The following is a 22894-nucleotide window of genomic DNA, read 5'->3' as shown; positions in this document are numbered from 1 at the left end:
GCATTTACGAAAATAATGTGTAAACGAAACCGTTAAATTAACGGGTACGTGGACACACTTCGCCTTCTGCGAAGAAGAAAGCGATTTCGCGGGCAGCAGATTCAACAGAGTCAGAACCGTGAGTACCGTTCTCGGTGAAGCTGTCAGCGTAGTCAGCGCGCAGGGTACCTGCCAGCGCGTTATCCGGGTTGGTTGCACCCAGCAGGTCACGGTGACGCTGTACTGCGTTTTCGCCTTCCAGTACGGATACAACGATCGGACCAGAGGTCATGAACTCAACCAGGCCGTCAAAGAATGGGCGACCTTCGTGCTCAGCGTAGAAACCGCGAGCCTGTTCAACGGTCAGGTGCAGCATTTTAGTGCCAACAATCTTAAAACCTGCTGATTCAAAGCGAGCGAAGATGCTGCCAATAACGTTTTTTGCCACCGCGTTTGGTTTGATGATGGAAAAAGTACGTTCAATAGCCATGATAACCTCTGTCAATGTTCTGTTGTTTTGCATACCTGAGTATGGTGTGGCGCGGATTATAATGAGCAATGGCGCCATTGCCTATGGATTCAGGTAACATTTTTTTAAAATAAGACGAGTTTTAGCAACAGCTCACATCTGATAGCTGTTTTCTGATCACTGCAGCGTAAAATTCACCGTCGCGACCTGCCCGCTCTCATCCATAACGAGTAACTGATAATCACCCGATTTATCAAGCTGTAATGTGTAAACTCTTCCTTTCACACTCAGCGGTTCACCGTTCAAAAACCACCAGCGCTCGCCGCTATTGCCGGTCACCTGAAGGGGAAGCGAAACGCGGGGCTCACCAGGTAGACGTTTGATAACGGCCCCCTCGCGCAAGCCGGTCAACATGAGCGGAGCAGGTGCATCCTGTGACAACGGCGGACACGTTGCCGAAGAGGGAGGAACCCGGACCGCGCGACGTTCGGTTGCAGGCAGCCACGGCTCCAGCGGCAGCGGCCAGACATCAAGGACTTTTTCAGTTGCGTCCGGGCAGTCTGCCGCAACGCGTTTGCCGGTTTTATCCAGCCATACCGGGAAACGAATTCCGCGTATGCCTTCCTGTTCCGGTAAAAGCAGCGTGGGTGGTTCACTCCCCTCAAGTAACCACGTCGCAAGACGACGTCGGCAGTTTTCACTGCCTTCCGGCAGCGACTGGCCGCCCGGCCAGCAGATCACGCCCCGCCCTACACTTTCCGGACGCGGATCGCGCGGCAGACGGGCTTCGTCTACCGTTGAGCGCGACTGAATCAGGTTATTCACCTGATTTAACAGCGGCACGGCGCTGGCAAAACCAAACTGCCCCGCCACCGGCGTGCCGTCTGGTCGTCCGGTCCAGATGCCAATCACGTAACGGGCATTCAGGCCAATGGCCCAGGCATCGCGGTAGCCGTAGCTGGTCCCTGTTTTCCACGCCAGCGGCGCGATTTGCGGTAGCGCGTTATCCGGTAGCGGCTGCGCCTCATTCGCCAGAATACGACGAATAATCCACGCCGAGCCTTGTGACAATAACGGACGTTCAACCAGCGGATCGCCTGGCTGTAAACGCAATCGTCCCGCTTTACCGTGTCGGGCAAAGGCGCTGTAGGCTGCCGTGATGTCCGCCAGTCGTGCGCCTGCACCTCCCAGTATCAGAGAAAGGTTTGGCTGAGCGCCCGCAGGCAGTATAAGCGGCAAGCCTGCATTGCTCAGCATCCCGGCAAACCGTTTTGGCCCATACGCTTCAAGCACCTGTACCGCAGGCAGGTTGAGGGAGCGCACCAGCGCTTCACTCATACTGACCGGTCCGTGGAACCCACTGTCAAAATTCCCCGGGCGATAATCACCGGTTTTTCTTGGAACGTCCTGAAGCAACGACGTGGGATGGATCAGGCCATCGTCCAGCGCCATACCGTAGATAAAGGGCTTCAATACCGATCCCGGGGATCGGATCGCATTGACCATATCCACATGGCTGAAACGACTGTCATCGTTGATATCCACCGATCCCACCCAGCCGCGCACTTTCATATCGGTATGATCGACCACGATCATCGCCAGCGAGCTGCGTGCAGGCAGGCGGGATTTCCAGTTCATCGCCAGCTCTTCCAGCTGCCGTTGCAGTCCGGCATCCAGCGTGGTGACAATTTTCGTGTCACGACTTTTACCGAGCATCATCCGTGCAAAGAGCGGCGCCAGCTGCGGCATCTGTCGTGGTGCCAGCCATACCGCTTCTTCACGGGATTCTTTGACCTGTTTTGCAGACCAGACGCCTTGCGTCGCCATCCGGTCGAGCACTTTATTGCGCGCCGCTTCGGCCCGTTCAGGCCAGCGGTCCGGGCGTAAACGACTCGGAGCCTGAGGAAGCACCGCCAGCAGCGCCGCATCGGAATAGCTGAGCTGCGACGGCGGTTTGCCGAGATAGGTCCAGCTTGCGGCTCCCACCCCCTGCAACGTGCCGCCAAACGGGGCGCGGTTGAGATAGAGCGTGAGGATCTCGCGTTTGGAAAGATGCCATTCCAGCTGCATCGCCCGCCAGAGTTGACGAATTTTGCCGCCAAAGGTACGCGGATGTGGATCCAGCAGGCGCGCCACCTGCATGGTGAGCGTGCTGCCGCCAGAGACAACCTTTCCGGAAGAGAGATCCTGCCAGGCCGCACGAAGAACAGAGAAAGGGTTCACGCCAGGATGATCCCAGAACCAGCGATCTTCATACTGGATCAGGGCCTCAAGATAACGGGGAGAGACCTCTTCAATCGTCACCGGGTAGCGCCAGATCCCGTCGCTATCGGCAAAACGCCAGAGCGGCGTCCCCTTTTCATCCACCACGACCCGCGCAGGGTTGACCTCTTTCAGAGGCAACGGCCACAGGCGGTCAGCAACGAAGATCAGCCCCCATAAAACGAGAAGCGCTCCCGCCAGCCAAAGCCAGCGGGAGCGTATCAAAGGTGCCATCAGCATATTACGGAACAACAATCAGCGGGCCACTGGCCGCACCCGTTGCCCGCCACTGCGGAACATACATGGATTCAACCATCGGAACCGGCACCTGGTAGGTTCCCGGCGTGACCGCACGGGCCAGGTAGACCAGCGTCACCGGCTGTCCTTCATTGACAGGAACTGCCGCCACGAAGCGATCGTCACGGAACTCCATATGCTGAATATCCGCCTGCTGCATCTGACTGAGCAAGTTCTGCACTTCGCTACCGCTATCCTGCAGGCTGGCGCTACTGCTCGCCAGGTTCTGGTTTTCCAGTTCCAGCCCAGCCGGGAGCAGATCGACAACCAGCGCGTCAGGCACGTTCTGACTGGCCTTGACTTCGAGCCACACCAGCACCAGCTCCCCGCTCCTCAGCTCAGAAAGAGACTTCGTGCTGCCGTCGGTTGCCAGAATATGGCGTTCAACCTGCAATACGTTAGAGGCTGGCTGAGGCGCGTATTCCGGATAACCCGTACTGTCCAGGCGCACCCACAGCGGTGTCGTACCGGTATTGGTCACCTGCAGTGCGCCAAGCTGATCGCCATTCACATTTTGGATCAGCGATTTATCCCCACCTGAAGCGGTATCAGACAACGAGGTTTTCGCCTGCCATGCCCCTGACAAGGTTTGCAGCGAACGACCGGCCAGGAACAGCGCATTACTCTCCTGAGTGGACAACCAGCGCTGGCTGAAGGCTTGTTCAGACAAGGCATTCAACAGCGTATTTTGCGAATCCGGCAGCAGCTTGTACTCCTCCAGGAGGGAGAGCATCAGTGCGTTATCACGCAGGACGCTACCGTAATCGGCCATCCAGGTTTTACTGTCGTTACGCGGTGTTTTGAGTGCCAGCTCCAGCGCCTGCTGGCTGCGCGGAGCATCACCCATCAGTTTAAGTGCCATACCCAGTTGCATCAGCGGTAGCCCGGAAGCCGCTTGCCCGTGGCGCTCCCAGATCTCACGCAGCGCACCCAGTGGCGCTTTTTGCTGACGCGCCAGCACCAGTGCAGCGTAAGCCTGTACGGCGAACTTGCTGGCCTGAGTATCGTCGCTATAGCGAATGGACATCATGCCCGGATCCTGCAGATAACGCAGCAGGCGGCTATTGGCGTTATTCACCGCATCGACAGGTACGCTGTAACCCTGCTCGCCCGCGCGCACCAGGAAGTCAGTAACGTAGGCGGTCAGCCAGTACTCTTCCGGGCCATTTTTGTCCCAAAGAGCGAAACCGCCATCCTCACGCTGCATCTGCAGCAGACGGGAGATACCGATATCAATGGCCGCGCGGCGTTTGTCGTCCGTATCACCTTTGATGCCAAGCGCGGTGAGTTGCGCCGCATTGGTGTAGAGCGACGGGAACAGACCGCTGGCAGTTTGTTCCAGACAGCCATACGGATAAGCCTGCAGCTCGCGAATATAACGCGCCAGATTGAGCGGCGGTTTGCCGCTCAGTAACAGTTGCCCCTGCAGGGTCGCAGGAGAGAAACCATTGATATGCTGCGCAGGTGCCGTCCAGGACTCACCAGGGTTCAGCATAGCCCCCGTATTCACCGTCTGGGCCGGGAACGCCGGACGCACGCCGATTTTCCAGCTCTTCTGCTGCGGTGCGAAAGTCTCGCCCGGAAGCTGCAGGCCGGTAACCTGCGCGGTCACTTCACCGTCGCCATAACCGTCCAGTGCACGTACGGGAATAAACAGCGTACTGCGTGCGCCAGGAGATAACTGAACCGGCTGCGGCTGTGCGCCTTCAAGCGACAGTTTACCGGTCGCGGTCAGGGCGATGTTCAGCGTCTGCGGCTTGTCAGTCAGGTTGGTGAGATCCAGCGTCAGCCGCGAGGTGTCTCCACTTGCCAGGAAGCGTGGGGTATTCAGCTCGGTAATGACCGGCGCGGCGACAATGACTTTGCTTTCGCTGCTGCCGAAATCATCTTCCGTCCAGGCCTGCGCCATCAGGCGCAGCTCACCGTTGAAATCGCCAATCGGCAGCGTAACGGTACCTTCCCCGTTGGCATCAAGCGTAACCGGCTGAGCCTGCTGGGCGATAATGGTGACGTGGTTCACCGGCGGTTTGCCACCACGCTTGAGTTCATCTCCGTCACCACCAAAACGCAGTGCGGCCATACGGCCCTGACCTTCAATGACCTGGCCGTAGATATCGTAGATATCTGCGCCATAACGCTTCTGACCGAAGAAGGCTTGCCACGGATCCGGCGTGACGTAATCGGTAATGTTCAGCACCCCGCTGTCCACCGCCGAAAGCAACACGTTCACTTTCTGCGGAGCCGCGCCCTCTTTCACGCTGGCTTTCACCTTCACAGAGAGCGTCTGGTTCGGACGCATCTTCTGCGGGTTGTCCAGGGCAATGTTCAGACGGCGATTTTCGTCGCCCATCGGCAGGTGCAGCAGACCCACCGCACGTTTTGGCGTAGCGGATTTGGATTTGTCCCCAGGGCGTACCACCAGCGTGCTGAGATAGAGATCGTGGCGTTTCCAGGCCTTATCCACCGGAATAGAGAGATCAAGCCCGTTTGCCGGTAAGTCGATCTCTTTCCACCACAGCGGACCTTCGCTGGATTCGATCATCGCATAGCCTTTGCCTGCCGCCGGCGCAGCAATATGCAGTTGAATCGTATCCCCTGGCTGATAAGACGGTTTATCCAGTTTCAACGTCACGCGGTCAGGACGCGCAGCCCCTGTGCCGTCGCTGTTATCCTGCCAGCTATACCCTGCCCAGAAGCGCACGCTGCTAACCATCTCGTCAGGTGCTTTAACTTCAAGACGATAAGAGCCCCACTCCACCGGGAAGGTAACTTTGCCGGTTTCATCCGCCTTGAGGCTAAGCTCCTGCTCGCCTTCGATCAGATCTTTTTGATCAAACTGTGACTGCCAGCCTTCGCTTTCTGACCAGTTCCAGTAGTAGTCCCGGCGCTCGCGGATCAGGCGAACCTGTAACCCGGAAACAGCCTTTTTCGCCCCGCTGGCATCGGCATAGACAATGTCAAAGCTGGCGTTGCCATTTTCATCAACAATTGGCTGGTTGACTGTCGTATCGGTACGGTAGTCATAAACGGCTTTGCTGGCGAACTGGGGGCGGATACCTGGCAGCTCAGCCGCGGGCCAGATAGCCTGCTCAGCACGACGCGTTACCGGACGACCACCCGACTCCAGCAGGCTGGCCTGCAGAATCAATTGCAGAGGAGAGTGCACCTCTTTCCACTGGCTTTCGGTGGAAACCTGCCCACGCCCCTTATCATCGAGAGTCAACTGAACTTCATCCAGACTGCGGCTCAGGTTCTCCTCGGTGATATCACCAAACTGGAAGCCCGGCAGCGCAGCAACGGCCTCACGCAGTGGACGCAGGAAAAGCTGGCCCTGCAGGGAATTACCGTTGGCCGGCGCACCGTACAGGTAATATCCCACCACGTTAAAGTCGACGTTGTCCTGCGGTGAAACCGGCGTTTTTTGTCCAGTCAGATTCAGCGCCATACGCTCTGGCATAAAATCTTCGACGTGGAAATCCCACAGACGCTGCAGGTTATCCCCCGTGTTGGCGCGGACATGCCACATGCCGGTCTGCGCCCCGCTGTCCAGCGGATAGTTAAAGCGATAGAGGCCGTTCTCTGGCTGGACGACAATCGTGCGCGCTACCTGCCCATCCGGACGCAGCACGTCAAGTTTCACGGGCTGATCGGGTAGTGGTTTACCGTCACTGTCACGAAGCAAACCGTTAAGGATCACCGTTTCGCCAGGGCGGTAGAGATCGCGCGGGCCAAACATAAAGAACTGCTTGCTGTAGCCCGGCGCACCTGCAATATCAAACTCAGCCAGATCGAGGGCCGGTAGCTTAAGGTCAAGCAGCGTAGTTTGCCCGTCTTTACTGGCAAGGATCAGCGCGGCCTCTTTGTCGGTCTCAAGCTTTGCATGACCATCGCCATCGCTGTTCGCTTCGGCAAGCGTCTGCCCTTTATCGTTCAACAGGGTGACGGTCACACCGGACTGCGCCGCACCGTTTTCCAGGCTCTGGGTGAAGATATCCAGACGATTATGATAACGGTGAGCGGACAGCCCAATGTCGCTTAAGGTAAAGAGAGTCGCAGCGTTGCTGTAGTTATAGTGCCCCGCCTGGTTCATCACCGCGATATAGACCCCAGACTGCTGAAGCGGCTTAATATCCTTCAGGGGCAACAGCAATTTTTCACGCGTGTTGCGCGCCGGGTTGAGGTCAAAACGTCCGGTGTATACCAGATCCGCCATCTTCAGCAAATTGTCAGATTCCCAGTTTGTCAGCGAATTACGGTATTCCCACTGACTGACAAACGAGGCCAAAGATTCCGGCTTCACACGGTAGAAATTCACGTCCACATTGTTGACGTTGAGCGCCATCACCGGCAGACCTTCCACCACCTTGCCCGGCAGCAGTGAGCCCCGGCTGGCGAAACCGACCGTCGGTTCAACATCCCGGGTGGTCAGCGCTTTTTCATAATCAATTCCGAATGTCGCTTTGTTCAGCGCCTGCAGGCCACGTTCAACGGTAACGACCAGATTGCGATTGGGCTCCAGATGGCGCAGACGCAGCTCTTTCAGGTTCGGCGCAAGTTCCCACGCCCCGTCAACCTTGCCACTTTTCTTATCCACAACATGCACGGTTTTCGCGAAATCCTGATCGGGATTCAGTGGAACAGAGAAGGTCAGCACCAGTGTTGATGCGCCATCGAGCTGCACTTCAGAGGCATCCAGCAAGGTTAGCGCTTTACCCTGACTCTGTGCCGCAAGTTTGGCCAGCTTTTCAGCATCGGGCTTTTCCGCCGCTTTTGGTGTTGTGGCTGTGGATGCTGCGGGAGCCGCAGCCTGAGATTTATCGTCGCTGTTATCACAGCCGACAAGCGTAAACGTGGTAAGCAGCGCGAGAGAGAGCGCGGCTAAGCGAAACGGTTTCATCCTTTGTCCCTGGCCCATGGAGCCTGTTGGTCGTCGTCCGGATAAGTATTATCCGCAAGTTTCACTAATTCAAAAAGTCCAATTTGAGAATCCGTAAAATTAAGGGGTGGCTCGCGACTTGAACGCAGTTTGCTTGTCGACGTCAGAAAAAACACCGACAATTCTTTTTTACGGAAAAGAATGGAGGCACCCCATGACTACCTCATATTTTGTCGCCGCCGACTGGCTCATTGAGCACAGCGACGACCCGGAAGTCCAGATTATCGATGCGCGAATGGCCCCAGCCGGGCAGGAACATCTCCGCGATATGGTCGCGGAATACCGCGCAGGCCACCTGCCTGGTGCGGTATATTTTGATATTGAAGCCCTCTCCGATCACACTACTCCCCTGCCACACATGCTGCCACGTGCGGAAGCCTTTTCTGTGGCGATGCGCGAGCTGGGCATCAACCAGGACAAGCATCTGGTTGTCTACGATGAGGGCAACCTCTTCTCCGCGCCGCGCGCGTGGTGGATGCTGAAAAACTTCGGCGTCGAAAAGGTCTCGATTCTGGCAGGTGGTCTGGCTGGCTGGAAGCGCGATGAACTGCCGCTGCAACAGAGTGAAGTCACGCTGGCGGAAGGCGATTTCGATACGACGTTTGCCCCACACGTGGTGAAACGCCTGACCGACGTACTGGTGGTTAGCCATGAAAAAACGGCACAAATCGTCGATGCCCGCCCAGCTCCGCGTTTCAATGCCGAAGCGGATGAGCCGCGTCCAGGTCTGAAGCGCGGTCACATCCCGGGCGCACTGAATGTACCGTGGGGCGATCTGGTATTTGAAGGCGAACTGAAAACCACAGACGAACTTCGCGCTATTTTTGAGAGTCAGGGTGTGGATTTACACCGTCCGATTATTGCCAGCTGCGGCTCCGGCGTAACGGCTTGCGTGGTGATCCTGGCGCTCGCCACGCTCGGTGTAAACGACGTGACGCTCTATGACGGCGCCTGGAGCGAATGGGGAGCCCGAGACGATCTGCCGGTTGAACCCACCAGATAAACTCACGGGGTGAATATTCACCCCGAAAAGTTTATATGATCCGCGTGGTTTTGAGATCGCGCAGGAAACCGCCCCAGCGACGCTCATAGAACGGGGTGATATGCTCAGTAATAAAGTGACTGATGCCCTTCTCTCCGTTCTTCACCTGACAAATATCAATCGGCTCATCACCCGGCAGCGTATCGGTGGCCACGCTGCCCGCCGCCTGAATGATCTCGTCGATATCACCATCAGCTTCAATACCGATCAGCAACACCGGCTGTTCGTCTGCATGCTCTTTAATTGAACAGAGGAACGCGCGTCTTACCGGTTTCAGGGTTTTGAACAACGTGGTCAGCGAATCGATCATCTGCGCAGGCGGTTCCGCCACTTCAGACAACAGCAGCGTTTCGCCCCCTTCCAGCACCTCTTGCGTGCTGAGCGGGTTACCCTCTTCGCCAATCAGATGGCTGATTTCACGCGGGGTGAACTCTTTTCCGGTCGGCAGCTTCGCGTTGAGGAACAGCGTCTGGCCGAGCGTCATTTCAAACAGGGTACGTACCGGCATCACCACGAACGCCTGTTCGTCTTCAACGGCTTGCTGCAACGCTTCCAGCGAGGTGAAAAACGGGATCACCGAAGTGCCGTCGTCTTTCTCCCAGTGCAGCAGATCCAGCGCGCTGTCTTCTACGACCTGCTCACCTTCCGCGGCGGTACCCGGCACCCAGACGGTGGATTCCAGCAGCGTGCGGAAAAATGCCGGACGATGGGCAGGCTCGGTTGCCGCCTGCTCCAGCAGGGTTTCTAATTCGTTTTTGGTTTCGGACATAACAATTACTCAGCCGTCAGCAGGTTCGCCACGGTACGCACACCCAGACCCGTTGCGCCCGCCGACCACTGCTCAACCGCCGCTTTACGGTACGTTGCAGAGCAGTCGATGTGCAGCCAACCTTCCTGGTAGTTCTCAACAAAGTGAGACAGGAAACCGGCTGCGGTGCTCGCACCCGCCGGGTACGCCGCGCTTGCGGTGTTGTTCAGTTCAGCAAAGTTGGACGGCAACTGGTTACGGTGGAACTCGGCCAGCGGCAGACGCCAGAACGGCTCGTTCTCAGCGGCAGCACTTGTCAGCAGGCGCGCGGCCAGTTTGTCGTCGAAGCTGAACAGCGCATGGTAGTCGTTACCCAGCGCGGTTTTCGCTGCGCCGGTCAGGGTCGCCATGTCGATGATCAGTTCTGGTTTTTGGGCAGAGGCGTCGATCAGGCCATCGGCCAGCACCAGACGGCCTTCGGCGTCGGTGTTCATCACTTCAACGTTTTTGCCGTTGCGGTAGCGAATAATATCGCCCAGCTTGAAGGCATTGCCGCTCACCATGTTGTCAGCACAGCACAGGTAGAGCTTCACACGCTTGTTCAGACCACGGGTGATAGCAAACGCCAGCGCGCCGGTAATGGTGGCCGCGCCGCCCATATCGGACTTCATGGAATCCATGAACGCGCTCTGTTTCAGGCTGTAGCCGCCGCTATCGAAAGTGATGCCTTTCCCGACCAGGCAAGCAAAGACTGGCGCTTCTTTATCGCCGGTTGGGTTGTAATCCAGAGCCAGCAGCACAGGAGGACGCTCAGAACCACGTCCTACAGTATGGATGCCCATGTAGTTCTGCTCGCGCAGATCTTCACCTTTGGTGATGCGGTAAGACATTTTGTCGCCCGCCACACCACACAGCAGGTCAACAGCACGTTGTGCCAGCTGTTCCGGGCCCAGCTCTTCTGCCGGGGCATTGATGGTGTCGCGCACCCAGTCGATAATGGTCAGACGGCTTTCCAGCTCTTTCTGCCCCGCGGCATCAAGGTTCGCCCACTCAATTTTACGGATGCCTTTCGGCCCTTTGTAGCCCGCCCAGAACGCCCAGCTGCGGTCGGTGTCCCAGCCTTCGCCGTCGAGGGTGACATGCTTAATGCCCAGACCATCCACTTTGCGCGCCGCGCGCTGGATCAGGCCCAAATCATCTTTGCCCGTCAGGTGCAGGGTAATACCGTCGTTGTTAATGCTGTACGTGGCTTTTTCTCCCCAGCGTGCGTCTGCAGGCTGTGTGGAGAGCGTAATCTTCATCGCTTCGGTCATTTTATTTATCCTTATTAGCAAACGGGCCGCCTGAAGGCAGCCCGTAAGGTGATTTATTCTGCTTCATCTAACCAGACTAACAGAATCGCCTCCAGAATTTTTTCATTGGATGCGTTTGGATCGTCGTCAAAATCCTCTAAATCGCAGATCCACTGGTGCATGTCGGTGAATCGTACGGTCTTCGGATCGAGATCCGGGTTCGCGTCGTAGAGCGCTTCGCCGATTTCACGGCTGTCTGTCCACTTCAGTCCCATATTAATGCTCGCGTGCGTGGTTGATGGTGTAGCGTGGGAATTCCACGACCAGATCTTCATCGGTCACCAGCGCCTGGCAGCTTAAGCGGCTGTCTGGCTCCAGACCCCATGCTTTATCCAGCATGTCGTCTTCGTCTTCGGTGCTCTCGGCGAGAGAGTCGAAACCTTCACGCACGACGCAGTGGCAGGTAGTACAGGCACAGGATTTTTCACAGGCGTGTTCCACTTCGATACCGTTACGCAGGGCAACATCGAGAATAGTTTCACCGGTATTCGCTTCCAGAACAGCACCATCCGGACAGAGGTCCGCATGAGGCAAAATAACAATCTTTGGCATATTAAACCTCGTCCACGGACTGGCCTTTCAGCGCGACGCGGACAGATTTGTCCATGCGGCGAGCAGCAAAGTCCTGTGTTTGTTTATCAACGTTTTTAATGGCTTCTTCTATTGCATCAGCGTCATCGCCTTGCGCTACGGCACTTAAGTGTGCGGCAGCGTCGTCAATGACCTGGCGCTCAGCGGCGCTTAACAGCGCGGCATCGGCAGCGAGCGCGCCGTTCAGGCTTTCCAGCACGCGTGCGGCTTCAACTTTTTGTTCAGCCAGCATACGCGCCTTCACATCCTGCTCGGCGTAACTCATTGAATCCTGAATCATGGAGGCGATTTCGCCATCGGTCAGGCCGTAGGACGGCTTCACCTGGATGGACGATTCCACACCGGTGGATTTTTCCATCGCCGTGACGCTCAGCAGGCCATCCGCATCCACCTGGAAGGTGACGCGAATATGCGCCCCGCCCGCAGGTAGCGCCGGGATACCACGCAGCGCAAAGCGTGCCAGAGAGCGGCAGTCCTGCACCAGCTCGCGTTCGCCCTGCATCACGTGGATGGACATCGCGGTCTGGCCGTCCTTGAAGGTGGTGAACTCCTGCGCGCGCGCCACCGGAATGGTGGTGTTACGCGGGATCACTTTCTCCACAAGGCCGCCCATGGTTTCTAAACCCAGCGACAGTGGAATGACGTCCAGCAGCAGCATTTCGCTGTCCGGCTTGTTGCCAACCAGAATATCAGCCTGGATAGCGGCGCCCACGGCAACCACTTTGTCCGGGTCGATGGAGGTCAGCGGCGTGCGGCCAAAGAACTCGCCCACGCGCTCACGCACCAGCGGCACACGGGTTGAACCACCCACCATGACCACTTCCAGCACCTCTTCAGCCTCAACGCCCGCATCTTTCAGTGCACGGCGACAGGCCAGCAGGGTACGTTTCACCAGCGGGGCAATCAGATCGCTGAACTGGTCGCGGGAGATGTCACCCTGCCAGCCTGCGACATTCACGGTGACAGACTGTGCATCACTCAGCGCAATTTTTGCCTCGATGGCCGCATCCAGCAGTTCACGCTGTACGCGAGCATCGCTGCGATCGCTGATGCCTGCCTGCTCGCGAATAAAATCGGCCAGCAGATGGTCGAAGTCATCGCCGCCCAGTGCGGAATCCCCGCCGGTTGCCAGCACTTCGAACACGCCACGGCTTAAGCGCAGGATCGAGATATCAAAGGTACCGCCACCGAGATCGTAAACCGCAATCACCCCTTCCTGACCGGAGTCGAGGCCGTAGGCAATTGCCGCTGCCGTCGGTTCGTTCAGCAGGCGCAGCACATGCAGGCCCGCCAGACGCGCGGCGTCTTTGGTGCCCTGACGCTGAGCATCGTCAAAGTAGGCCGGTACGGTGATCACTACGCCGTCTAAATCGCCGCCGAGCGTCGCCGTCGCGCGCGCCGCCAGCGCTTTCAGGATATCAGCAGAAACACGGATCGGGTTCAGCAGACCGGCCGCAGTCGCGATCATCGGCAGGCCGTTTTCACTGGCCTGGAGCTGATACGGCAGATGCGGGTAACGGGTCTGAATATCGGCCAGCGAGCGGCCCATCATGCGCTTTACAGAGCTGATAGTATTGGCCGGATCGCGCGCGGCATTGGCGCGGGCGTCATAGCCAACCACGTGACCCTGCTGCTGGTAGTGGACCACGGAAGGCAGCAGATGGCGGCCCTGCTCGTCAGCCAGCGTTTCCGCCTGGCCGCTACGCACGGTCGCCACGAGAGAATTGGTGGTGCCCAGATCGATACCCACCGCCAGACGACGCTGGTGCGGTGCGGCACTTAAGCCAGGCTCACTAATTTGTAATAAGGCCATAATTGCTTCCGAAATTAAAAATCGAGCAGCTTTTCTTCGAGTTGTTCAGCACTGCTTCGCAGTTTATCGAGAAAACGGAGTTTGCGCACAGTATCTGCCGCCACGTCCCAGGTCTCGTTGTTCAGTTGCTCCACCATCTGCTGATGGCGGGTATCGAACATGCCCTTCACGCGCTTAATGAAGCTTTCCAGACGCGCTTCGTCTTTGGCCTGTTCAATCTCATCCAGCTCTTCACGCAGCTCCAGCTGTTCCATCAAAAACGCCGTGTCGCGCACGGTATGCTGTTCGCTCGCCAGATCGAAACCGTGGAGCGAGAGCAGATACTCTGCACGCGTTAGCGGATGGCGCAGCGTCTGCCAGGCCTGGTTGATGGTCGCGGATTGCGATACCGCAGCCAATTGCTCTGACTGAGTACCACTGGCAAATTTGTCCGGATGGTACTGACGCTGCAAATCCTGAAAACGGATCGTCAACGCCTGGAGATCAATCGGATATTGAGCGGGTAGTCCGAAGAGAGTGAAGTAATCCATAACAATCTCAGGGGTAGCCTGTTAGAACAAACCCCACGCGTAGCGAGTAACGCCACGGTGGGGTTTCGGATGACGCGCGGTTAAACGTGGAAGCTTTCGCCGCAACCACACTCGTCTTTGACGTTCGGGTTCGTGAATTTGAACCCTTCGTTCAGGCCTTCTTTTACAAAGTCCAGCTGAGTGCCGTTGAGGAATTGCAGGCTTTTGCCATCGACCACCACCTTCACGCCCTTGTCTTCAAACACGGTGTCATCGGACGCCGGTTCATCAACAAACTCCAGTACGTAAGCCATACCAGAACAGCCGGAGGTACGTACGCCCAGTCGCAGGCCAAAGCCTTTACCACGGTTCGCCAGAAAAGAGCTTACTCGCGCGGCAGCGCTGTCGCTAAGGGTAATCGACATACTCAAACCTCAATTATTTTGCTTCACGTTTGCTTTTGTAATCCGCAATGGCGGCTTTGATCGCGTCTTCTGCCAGGATAGAACAGTGAATTTTCACTGGTGGCAGTTCGAGTTCTTCAGCAATATCCGTGTTCTTAATTGCCTGTGCTTCGTCCAGAGACTTACCCTTCACCCATTCGGTGACCAGGGAGCTGGAGGCAATAGCAGAACCGCAGCCGTAGGTCTTGAAGCGCGCGTCTTCAATGATACCTTCATTGTTGACTTTAATCTGCAACTTCATCACGTCGCCACATGCTGGCGCGCCAACCATACCGCTACCAACGCTTTCGTCGCTGTTGTCAAAAGAGCCAACGTTGCGCGGGTTCTCGTAATGATCAATAACTTTTTCGCTGTATGCCATGATTGAATTCTCCTTATGTACCGATTAGTGATGTGACCATTCAATGCTGTTCAGATCCACGCCCTGCTTGAACATTTCCCACAGTGGAGAAAGGTCGCGCAAACGGCCGATGGAGTTGCGAACCAGCTTGATGGTGTAGTCAATCTCTTCTTCGGTAGTGAAACGACCTAAAGAGAAACGGATAGAGCTGTGTGCCAGCTCGTCAGTCATACCCAGCGCGCGCAGCACGTAGGATGGCTCCAGGCTTGCAGACGTACAGGCAGAGCCGGAAGAAACGGCCAGGTCTTTCAGCGCCATGATCAGCGATTCGCCTTCAACATAGTTGAAGCTGACGTTGAGAATGTTAGGTGCGCCCTGCTCGAGATCGCCGTTCAGATACACTTCTTCCATATCTTTCACGCCGTCCCACAGACGGTTACGCAGCGTGCGCAGGCGCGCCATCTCGGTTTCCATCTCTTCTTTTGCAATGCGGTATGCTTCGCCCATGCCCACGATCTGGTGAACAGGCAGCGTACCAGAACGCATGCCGCGCTCGTGACCACCACCGTGCATCTGTGCTTCGATGCGGATACGTGGCTTACGACGAACGTACAGTGCGCCGATACCTTTCGGGCCATAGATTTTGTGACCGGAGAAGGACATCAGGTCAACTTTCAGCTGGCTCAGGTCGATAGGTAGTTTACCCACGCTCTGGGTCGCATCAACGTGATAGATGATGCCGCGCGCACGGCACATTTCGCCGATGGTCGCGATATCCTGCACTACGCCGATTTCGTTGTTTACGTGCATGATGGAGACCAGAATGGTGTCATCACGCATGGCCGCTTCGAGCTCTTTCAGGTCGATGATACCGTTGCTCTGTGGCGCCAGGTAAGTGACTTCGTACCCTTCACGCTCCAGCTGGCGGCAGGTATCCAGCACGGCTTTGTGTTCGGTTTTGCTGGTGATGATGTGCTTGCCTTTTTTCTGATAAAAGTTGGCTGCACCTTTGATCGCCAGGTTGTCGGATTCGGTCGCACCGGAGGTGAAAACAATCTCACGCGGGTCGGCACCCACCAGGTCAGCAATCTGATTACGGGCGATATCCACCGCCTCTTCAGCATGCCAGCCAAAACGGTGTGAACGGGAAGCTGGGTTACCAAAGTTTCCGTCCAGGGTCAGACACTGCATCATTTTCTCGGCAACACGCGGGTCCACCGGCGTGGTTGCGGAGTAATCGAGATAAATCGGTAATTTCATTGCTCTTTAAACTCCGTACATCGCTTCAATGCAAGGAATCAGGCAACCGGCTGGATGTACGACCGAGTACACGGGGCGAGTCCTCGCCCCGGCCTGATTCTGAAATACTTATCTTTTTATTACGCGCGTAACTTAACGTCGATAGCGTCCTGCGCGCGGGTGCTGCGTTGTGAATCATGGCTGTGCTGACGACCAGAGACATCCAGAACTTCCTGGTTATTCACCAGTTCACCGAGGGTGATGTTGTTCAGGAAGCCGGTCAGACGATCGCTCAGATCGCGCCACAGCGCGTGGGTCAGGCACTTATCGCCGCCCTGGCAGCCGCCTTTACCCTGGCAACGGGTCGCGTCAACGGATTCGTCAACTGCGCTAATCACTTCACCAACTGCAATACTGCCCGCGTCTTTACCCAGAAGATAACCGCCGCCTGGGCCACGAACGCTGGAAACCAGTCCATTTTTACGCAGTCTGGAGAACAGCTGTTCCAGATAAGAGAGGGAGATCCCTTGTCGTTCAGAAATATCAGCCAACGGAACCGGGCCCGCTTCGGAGTTGAGCGCAACGTCCAGCATCGCGGTCACGGCATAACGCCCTTTAGATGTCAGTCTCATGTCTTACTTAACCTCAAACTCGCCCCTGCCCGGGGTTTTTTATAGTAAAATGGGGTATTGCATAGCAGGGCCAAGTCTGACATTCCTGACTAAAATGGTCAACTATTTACTTGACTGTTTTAGTCAGGTATTTAACCTTCTGTGCCGTTTTTTGTGGGGTGCGGTCTGATGCCCGCCCCCCAGCCCTCTCCCACGGGGAGAGGGGGAAACCGACACTACTCTTTATTCTTTTGCTCAATCGACGCCAGAATTCCGCGCAGGATGTTCAGCTCCTGGCTTTCCGGACGCGCGCGGGTGAACAGACGGCGCAGTTTGTTCATCACCTGGCCTGGATGGCCCTCGCGGATAAAGCCGGTTGAGAGCAGCGTCTGCTCCAGATGACCGTAGAAGCGCTCAAGATCGTCCACCAGCGGATAGGCGGCCTCTTCCTGAGGCTCAGTACGCTCATTTTCCTGCGTTGCCAGCCAGGCCATACGCACTTCGTAGGCGATAACCTGTACCGCCATTGCCAGGTTCAGCGAGCTGTACTCCGGGTTCGCGGCAATCGCGACATGGTAATGGCATTTTTGCAGTTCGTCGTTGGTCAGGCCAACGCGCTCGCGACCAAAGACCAGCGCAACGGGTGCCTGTTCAGCTTCTGCCACACTTTTCAGACCGCATTCGCGCGGATCGAGCATTGGCCACGGCAGCGTACGCGAACGCGCGCTGGTACCGACAACGAGGCTGCAGCCAGCCAGCGCTTCGTCAAGGGTATCGACGATCTGGGCATTGCCGATGACGTCGCTGGCACCGGCCGCCAGGGCAATAGCCTGCGAGTCAGGTTTCACCAGCGGGTTAACCAGCCACAGGTTCGTTAAGCCCATAGTTTTCATAGCGCGAGCAACAGAGCCCATATTGCCGGTATGCGATGTTTCAACCAGCACAATTCGAATGTTTTGCAGCATAGTTTTTAATGTCTGAATTCAGCGTCTGAAGAATATTCCGGCATATTATCATAAACGGGAGACAGATTCCGATCTCGCTGCTATACTCTGCGCCGATTTTCCTGTTCTTTAACATCCAGTGAGAGAGACCGATGCATCCGATGCTGACCATCGCCGTGCGCGCAGCGCGCAAGGCGGGTAATGTAATTGCCAAACACTTCGAAACGCCAGACTCCGTAGAAACCAGCCAGAAAGGCAGCAATGATTTCGTGACTAACGTCGATAAAGCCGCAGAAGCGATTATTATCGAAACGATCCGCAAATCTTACCCGCAGCACACCATCATCACCGAAGAAAGCGGTGAACATGAAGGTACCGATCAGGATGTTCAATGGGTTATCGATCCACTGGATGGCACCACCAACTTCGTCAAACGCCTGCCACACTTCTCTGTGTCTATCGCAGTACGCATTAAAGGCCGTACTGAAGTCGCCGTTGTGTACGATCCAATGCGTAACGAACTATTCACCGCGACCCGCGGTCAGGGCGCACAGCTGAACGGCTATCGTCTGCGCTGCAGCAATGCACGCGATCTGGACGGCACCATTCTGGCGACCGGCTTCCCGTTCAAAGCCAAACAGCACGCAACCACCTATATGAACATCCTGGGCAAACTGTTCACCGAATGCGCGGACTTCCGTCGCACCGGTTCTGCTGCGCTGGATCTGGCTTATGTTGCGACCGGCCGTGTTGACGGTTACTTCGAACTGGCACTGAAGCCGTGGGACTTTGCTGCGGGCGAGCTGATCGCGCGTGAAGCAGGCGCTCTGGTGTGTGATTTCACCGGCGGCCATAACTACATGTCTACCGGCAACATCGTTGCGGGTAACCCACGCGTTGTTAAAGCCATGCTGGCAAACATGCGTGATGAGCTGAGTGACGCGCTGAAGCGTTAATGCCGAAAATTCCCTCTCCCTGTGGGAGAGGGAATAACAACTAAAAAGGCCGCAATCCCCTTCCCACCGGCACCGCGCTCATCCACATCGTCACCGCAGCCACCAGCAAAATCACCCCACCTGCCAGCGCGAGCGTTGTCCAGCCGACTTGTCGCCATAGCACCGGCGCATTATTACCACTGAGTTTTACCGCCAGTTGACGGAAACTGTGAACCAGCAGAGCCAGCGACGAAATGGTCAAAGAGGTTCCCGCTGCCATCGCCAGCGCGGACAGCATACCCCAGCCAAACACGCCAATCACTTTACTGAACAGCAGCACCATGATCGCCCCCGAACACGGACGCATGCCCATAGAGAGGACGATCATCAGACGCGCTCGCCAGTCATCCCCACTCTGCAACTGCGCCTGTGTCGGCAGGTGTTGATGCCCACAGCCGCAGTGAGCATCGTGAATATGATGGGGAGTAAAGGCTTTGAATTTCGGCTTTTGCAGTAACACGCGCAATTTTTTCAGCGCACGCCAGCAAAGAATCAGCCCCAGCACGCCCACCAGCGCGTAGCTGCCCTTCTCCAGCCAGAAGCTGCTCATGTGCAGCTGGCGCGCCGGAAGCTGTAACAGCGAAAGTACCACCACGACCAGCACAATCGCCACGCCGCCCTGAAGCAGCGAGGAGGCCAGCGTCAGGCCGATGCTCGATTTCAGCTTTGACGGATGAGTGGCGAGCCAGGTGGTGATGACGATTTTGCCATGCCCTGGCCCCAGAGCATGTAATACGCCATAGACAAAACTGAACGCCAGCAGGGAGCCGCCCGCTTTGGTCGGATTCTCCGCCACCGCCTTCAGCAGTCCGCTCATCTGCTGGTTGACTTCACGCTGCCAGATAATGCTTTTCATCATGACCTGTGGCCAGGCCTGCCATAGCCACAGCGCGCCGCAAACCGCTAACAGCAAAAAGAGCGCCAGCGGCCAGAGATGCAGCCAGCGGCGCGGCTTCCGAACCTGTGAAGAGATCACTGACATTGCAATGTCACCTCCTGCGCGAACTGTTTACCCAACTCCATGTCTTCAGGCGGCGCATCTTCTTTATCGAGAGAAACCGCAAAGTTAAGCGTTTCTTCGCTGGGCTTTGGGGTATGAACGGAAATCTTGCAGGTTTTTTGTAATGATGCCGGAAGCTGCACATCGCTATCCCCGGCATAACTCATGTCGACATAGTAGGTCGGGTCAAAGGTCGAAAACGTGTATTTTTGCCCTGCCAGCGGCTGCGGATGTGCCAGCGGAAGCACAAACGTCAGCACCGCCTGATGCCCCTCGCGCGTCATACCGTACTCCGTGGGACGGTTCAGAAATTTGACCTTTTGCCCGTTGTGCCAGAATTCGGTGAAATAGTGCTGACCCAGCACGTTGGCCATCACTTCCGCCGCCAGCTTTTTCCAGATCTCATCGCCGGGTTTGGCATTTCCTGCGTCATACAGCAGGTCAGCGGAGGTGATTTCATCCATCGTCCAGCGCATTTTCAGTCCACTTAGCTGAGCGTCATCGGTGACCAGTTCGGTTTTCAGGTCGATAAAGCTGTGAGGGTGTGCGCTGGCGGTGAAGGTGATAACCGCAAAAAATAGCGCCATCGCGCATTGTTTAACTGTTTGCATCAATTCCTCACGTCAAAAATTCTGTGATGTTCTCCAGCAATCCTGAATGAAAGGGCTGCCGGCGCGCTTTTCAGCGTCCATCATTTAGCTATTCTTATCAAACATTCACACTGGATACCCGACAGATGATGACGACGCTTGAAATTCCATCTGTGCTTTCCAGTTCGCAGCGCCGCTGCCAGGTGCTTTTGATGCTTTACCTGCCCGATGCTGTCGTCACCGCACAGAGCATAATCGCTGCTAATGGCGTGGACGACGCTATGGCACGGCAAGATATAGCCGAGACGCGCGATGAAATCCAGCGCTATCACCGGCTTGATATCGTCACGCACCATGACGGCAGCTACCGGATTGAAGGTACAGCCCTGAATAAGCGTTTATGCCTGCTGCACTGGCTGCGCAGGGCTCTGCGGCTGTGTCCACAGTTTGTTTCGCACCAGTTTACCCCTGCATTAAAAACCGCACTTAAACAGCATGGCATTGCCCGCCCGCTTTATGACGATGCTAACCTGCGGGCGCTGATCAACTTCTGCTCGCGGAAGCTACAGCGCCAGTTTGAATGCCGCGATGTCCAGTTTTTACAGCTCTATTTGCAATATTGCCTAATCCAGCACCAGTTGGGGAACACGCCGCAGTTTTCCCACGTTCAGCGCAGCTGGACCCAGTCGAGAGGGGAGTATTTTACGGCGCAGGAGATCGTGCGTCACTGGAAACGAAGGGTCCCACAAGGCGCTCACGGGGATGAACAACTGTTTCTGGCACTGTTGTTTATGATGCTCCGCACGCCCGATCCCGCACTTGATAAACACCAGCAGGATCAGCGTTTACGTCGTGCCATTGTGCGCATGATTGCCCGTTTTCGTTCTCAAACCGGGATGAATTTCAGCGATGAGCAAGGTCTGACCGATCAGCTGTATATCCATCTTGCTCAGGCGCTGGACCGCTCGCTGTTTGAGATCGGCATCGACAACAGCCTGCCAGAGGAGATCCATCGTCTCTATCCCCGACTTTTACGCACCACCAAAGAGGCGCTGTTTGAGCTGGAGGCAGAATTTGGACTACGTTTTTCCGATGAGGAGATGAGCCTGGTCGCGGTGATTTTCGGCGCCTGGCTGATGCAGGAGACCGATCTACACGAAAAACAGGTCATTCTGCTGACGGGGGAAGATAAAGCCTGCGAAGATCTGATTGAGGAGCAACTTCGTGAGTTGACGCTGCTGCCGCTCAATATTCGCTATCTGGCGTTGCAGACTTTCCAGAAAGAGGGGGCACCGCGCGAAGCCGCGCTGGTTATCACCCCCTATCCTACTGCTCTACCGTTATTCTCGCCGCCGTTGATCCATGCCGTTGAAGCACTGAACACACAGCAGCAAGAACATATTCGCGCCATGCTGGAATCATAGTCAGGCGCGAGCGGTCACTTTAGGACGAACGATTATCGCGGGTAAAGCAACCAGCGCCATCACCCAGAAGACGCCATGCCCCAGATGCTGGTAGAGGAAACCGGCGAAGACCGTCATGATCGCAATACTGCCGCCCATCGCAACCGCAGAATAAACCGCCTGCAGACGAATCACGTCCCCTCCCTCACGCGCCGAGATATAGCGCATCGCCGCCAGATGGCACACGGTGAAGGTACCGCAGTGGAGAATTTGCGCCACAATCAGCCACGGCAGTTCCGTCGTCCAGCCCATAATGCCCCACCGCAGCACACCGCACAGGGCGGAAAGCAGCAGCAGGTCGCGCGCGCCAAAACGACGGAATAGCTTTTTGCTCAGGGCGAAAATAACGACTTCGGCCACTACCCCCAGCGACCATAGATAGCCAACGGCTGATGCAGAATATCCCGCCCCCTGCCAGTAGATGGCACTGAAACCATAGTACGCCGCATGCGCCCCCTGGAGCAGACACACGCACGCCAGAAAACGCCAGCTTTGTGCAACCAGGCTCCGCCAGGCAGGCCAGCCTGCGCTCTCCTGATGGCGGCTCTCCCCTTGCGGCATTACCGACGGTCGCAGCAGCATGCCCAGCAACATCGAGGCAATTCCGATACTCAACAGTGCCAGGATCGCGCGGTAATCATAGAGACTGACCAGTTTACCCACCAACGCAGAGCCAATCACAAAGGCAATTGAGCCCCACAGCCGCACGCGGCCATAGTCCATGGTGATCTGCTTTTGCCAGGTGTTCGCCAGGGCATCCGTCAGCGGTACCAGCGGTGAAAAGAACAGGTTGAAGCCGACCATCACGACCATCAGCCAGGCAAACTGGTGGCTGACCCAGAAGCAGGCGACAAAGACCAGCGTCAACAGAGCAAGAATGCGCAGCGCCTTGATCAGTAAGGAGGGATCGCTAACGCGCGGGGCAATCAGCAGGCTGCCGAGGAAACGCGCCACCAGCCCGGCTCCTAGCAGGACACCAATGGTCTCGGGGGTCAGGCCAATGCCTTTGAGCCAGACGCTCCAGAAAGGCAGAAAAATACCGTAGCTAAAGAAATAGGTGAAATAACTGAGCGCCAGCCAGCGCGTGGAATGCAAGACCATGAATCCCTCCCGAAATCGAGGCCATAGTCTGGCGAGAATATAAAAATTAAGCAAGTCGATAGCCTGCTATAAATTAACGAAAAATTAACATAATGTGCAGTCATCTGGTTTATGGCAGGGAATGAAAATGTGTATTACGTTTAAATTAC

20 protein-coding genes are annotated in these 22894 nt (G+C 56.3%); 3 read left to right on the top strand and 17 right to left on the bottom strand.

What is annotated here, in order from left to right:
- Positions 1-37: 37 nt before the first annotated feature.
- The 3 genes from ndk to AC0XWG_RS13145 all read right to left on the bottom strand — a co-directional run bounded on the left by ndk (position 38) and on the right by AC0XWG_RS13145 (position 7904).
- Positions 38-469, bottom strand: coding sequence for a nucleoside-diphosphate kinase (ndk, locus tag AC0XWG_RS13155; protein WP_003860625.1), 432 nt, complete (start codon positions 467-469; stop codon positions 38-40).
- A gap of 156 nt (positions 470-625) precedes the next feature.
- Complete coding sequence (gene pbpC, locus AC0XWG_RS13150; protein WP_475680651.1) at positions 626-2950, bottom strand: peptidoglycan glycosyltransferase PbpC; 2325 nt, start codon at positions 2948-2950, stop codon at positions 626-628.
- 1 nt (position 2951) lies between these two features.
- A complete protein-coding gene (locus tag AC0XWG_RS13145) occupies positions 2952-7904 on the bottom strand; it encodes an alpha-2-macroglobulin family protein (protein WP_475680650.1) in 4953 nt (1650 codons plus the stop codon).
- 193 nt (positions 7905-8097) lie between these two features.
- On the opposite strand from AC0XWG_RS13145, the gene sseA reads away from it, so the two are divergent.
- Positions 8098-8946, top strand: coding sequence for a 3-mercaptopyruvate sulfurtransferase (gene sseA / locus AC0XWG_RS13140; protein ID WP_475680649.1), 849 nt, complete (start codon positions 8098-8100; stop codon positions 8944-8946).
- A 31-nt stretch (positions 8947-8977) separates the two neighbouring features.
- On the opposite strand, the gene sseB is transcribed toward sseA, so the two are convergent.
- From sseB to trmJ, 11 genes are all read right to left on the bottom strand, one after another.
- Complete coding sequence (gene sseB / locus AC0XWG_RS13135; protein ID WP_028016087.1) at positions 8978-9754, bottom strand: enhanced serine sensitivity protein SseB; 777 nt, start codon at positions 9752-9754, stop codon at positions 8978-8980.
- Positions 9755-9759: 5 nt separating this feature from the next.
- On the bottom strand, positions 9760-11046 hold the full coding sequence (pepB, locus tag AC0XWG_RS13130) for an aminopeptidase PepB (RefSeq protein WP_475680648.1): 1287 nt from the start codon (positions 11044-11046) through the stop codon (positions 9760-9762).
- Positions 11047-11099: 53 nt separating this feature from the next.
- Entirely contained in the window at positions 11100-11300 is a 201-nt protein-coding gene (gene iscX / locus AC0XWG_RS13125) for a Fe-S cluster assembly protein IscX (protein ID WP_003860650.1), read from the bottom strand.
- Between the two features lies 1 nt (position 11301).
- Positions 11302-11637 carry an ISC system 2Fe-2S type ferredoxin gene (fdx, locus tag AC0XWG_RS13120; RefSeq protein ID WP_217187352.1) on the bottom strand — a complete coding sequence of 112 codons (336 nt, stop codon included), beginning with the start codon at positions 11635-11637 and terminating at the stop codon, positions 11302-11304.
- Position 11638: 1 nt separating this feature from the next.
- Positions 11639-13489, bottom strand: coding sequence for a Fe-S protein assembly chaperone HscA (gene hscA, locus AC0XWG_RS13115; protein ID WP_129323988.1), 1851 nt, complete (start codon positions 13487-13489; stop codon positions 11639-11641).
- 14 nt (positions 13490-13503) lie between these two features.
- Positions 13504-14019 carry a co-chaperone HscB gene (gene hscB / locus AC0XWG_RS13110; RefSeq protein ID WP_028016084.1) on the bottom strand — a complete coding sequence of 172 codons (516 nt, stop codon included), beginning with the start codon at positions 14017-14019 and terminating at the stop codon, positions 13504-13506.
- Positions 14020-14099: 80 nt separating this feature from the next.
- Positions 14100-14423, bottom strand: coding sequence for an iron-sulfur cluster assembly protein IscA (gene iscA / locus AC0XWG_RS13105; RefSeq protein WP_003860659.1), 324 nt, complete (start codon positions 14421-14423; stop codon positions 14100-14102).
- 13 nt (positions 14424-14436) lie between these two features.
- Positions 14437-14823, bottom strand: a complete 387-nt coding sequence (gene iscU / locus AC0XWG_RS13100) for a Fe-S cluster assembly scaffold IscU (protein ID WP_003860661.1) — start codon at positions 14821-14823, stop codon at positions 14437-14439.
- Positions 14824-14847: 24 nt separating this feature from the next.
- Positions 14848-16062: a cysteine desulfurase gene (gene iscS, locus AC0XWG_RS13095; RefSeq protein ID WP_008502157.1), complete on the bottom strand. Its 1215-nt coding sequence runs from the start codon at positions 16060-16062 to the stop codon at positions 14848-14850.
- A gap of 119 nt (positions 16063-16181) precedes the next feature.
- Positions 16182-16673, bottom strand: coding sequence for a Fe-S cluster assembly transcriptional regulator IscR (gene iscR, locus AC0XWG_RS13090; protein WP_008502158.1), 492 nt, complete (start codon positions 16671-16673; stop codon positions 16182-16184).
- Positions 16674-16888: 215 nt separating this feature from the next.
- Entirely contained in the window at positions 16889-17617 is a 729-nt protein-coding gene (gene trmJ / locus AC0XWG_RS13085) for a tRNA (cytosine(32)/uridine(32)-2'-O)-methyltransferase TrmJ (protein ID WP_475680647.1), read from the bottom strand.
- A 131-nt stretch (positions 17618-17748) separates the two neighbouring features.
- Here trmJ and suhB point away from each other — a divergent pair, with 131 nt between their 5' ends.
- A complete protein-coding gene (gene suhB / locus AC0XWG_RS13080) occupies positions 17749-18552 on the top strand; it encodes an inositol-1-monophosphatase (RefSeq protein WP_475680646.1) in 804 nt (267 codons plus the stop codon).
- 40 nt (positions 18553-18592) lie between these two features.
- Here suhB and AC0XWG_RS13075 read toward each other — a convergent pair whose 3' ends face one another.
- The gene (locus AC0XWG_RS13075) at positions 18593-19573 is read right to left on the bottom strand and encodes a nickel/cobalt transporter (RefSeq protein WP_128348051.1); all 981 of its coding nucleotides are present in this window, start codon (positions 19571-19573) and stop codon (positions 18593-18595) included.
- Positions 19564-20202 carry a DUF1007 family protein gene (locus AC0XWG_RS13070; RefSeq protein WP_128348052.1) on the bottom strand — a complete coding sequence of 213 codons (639 nt, stop codon included), beginning with the start codon at positions 20200-20202 and terminating at the stop codon, positions 19564-19566. Before AC0XWG_RS13070 ends, AC0XWG_RS13075 begins: the two co-directional genes overlap by 10 nt.
- A 125-nt stretch (positions 20203-20327) precedes the next feature.
- Between AC0XWG_RS13070 and csiE the strand changes: the two genes are divergently transcribed.
- Positions 20328-21605 (top strand): stationary phase inducible protein CsiE, encoded by a 1278-nt coding sequence (gene csiE, locus AC0XWG_RS13065; RefSeq protein WP_049005526.1) that lies wholly within the window; start codon positions 20328-20330, stop codon positions 21603-21605.
- On the opposite strand, the gene AC0XWG_RS13060 is transcribed toward csiE, so the two are convergent.
- Entirely contained in the window at positions 21606-22745 is a 1140-nt protein-coding gene (locus AC0XWG_RS13060; RefSeq protein ID WP_049005525.1) for a 3-phenylpropionate MFS transporter, read from the bottom strand. It abuts the gene before it with no gap.
- Positions 22746-22894: the final 149 nt, after the last annotated feature.

Source organism: Enterobacter sp. DVT3837 (assembly GCF_056238685.1).
The sequence above is the reverse complement of the archived record's forward strand: the minus strand, read 5'-3'. Positions and strand labels throughout refer to the sequence as shown.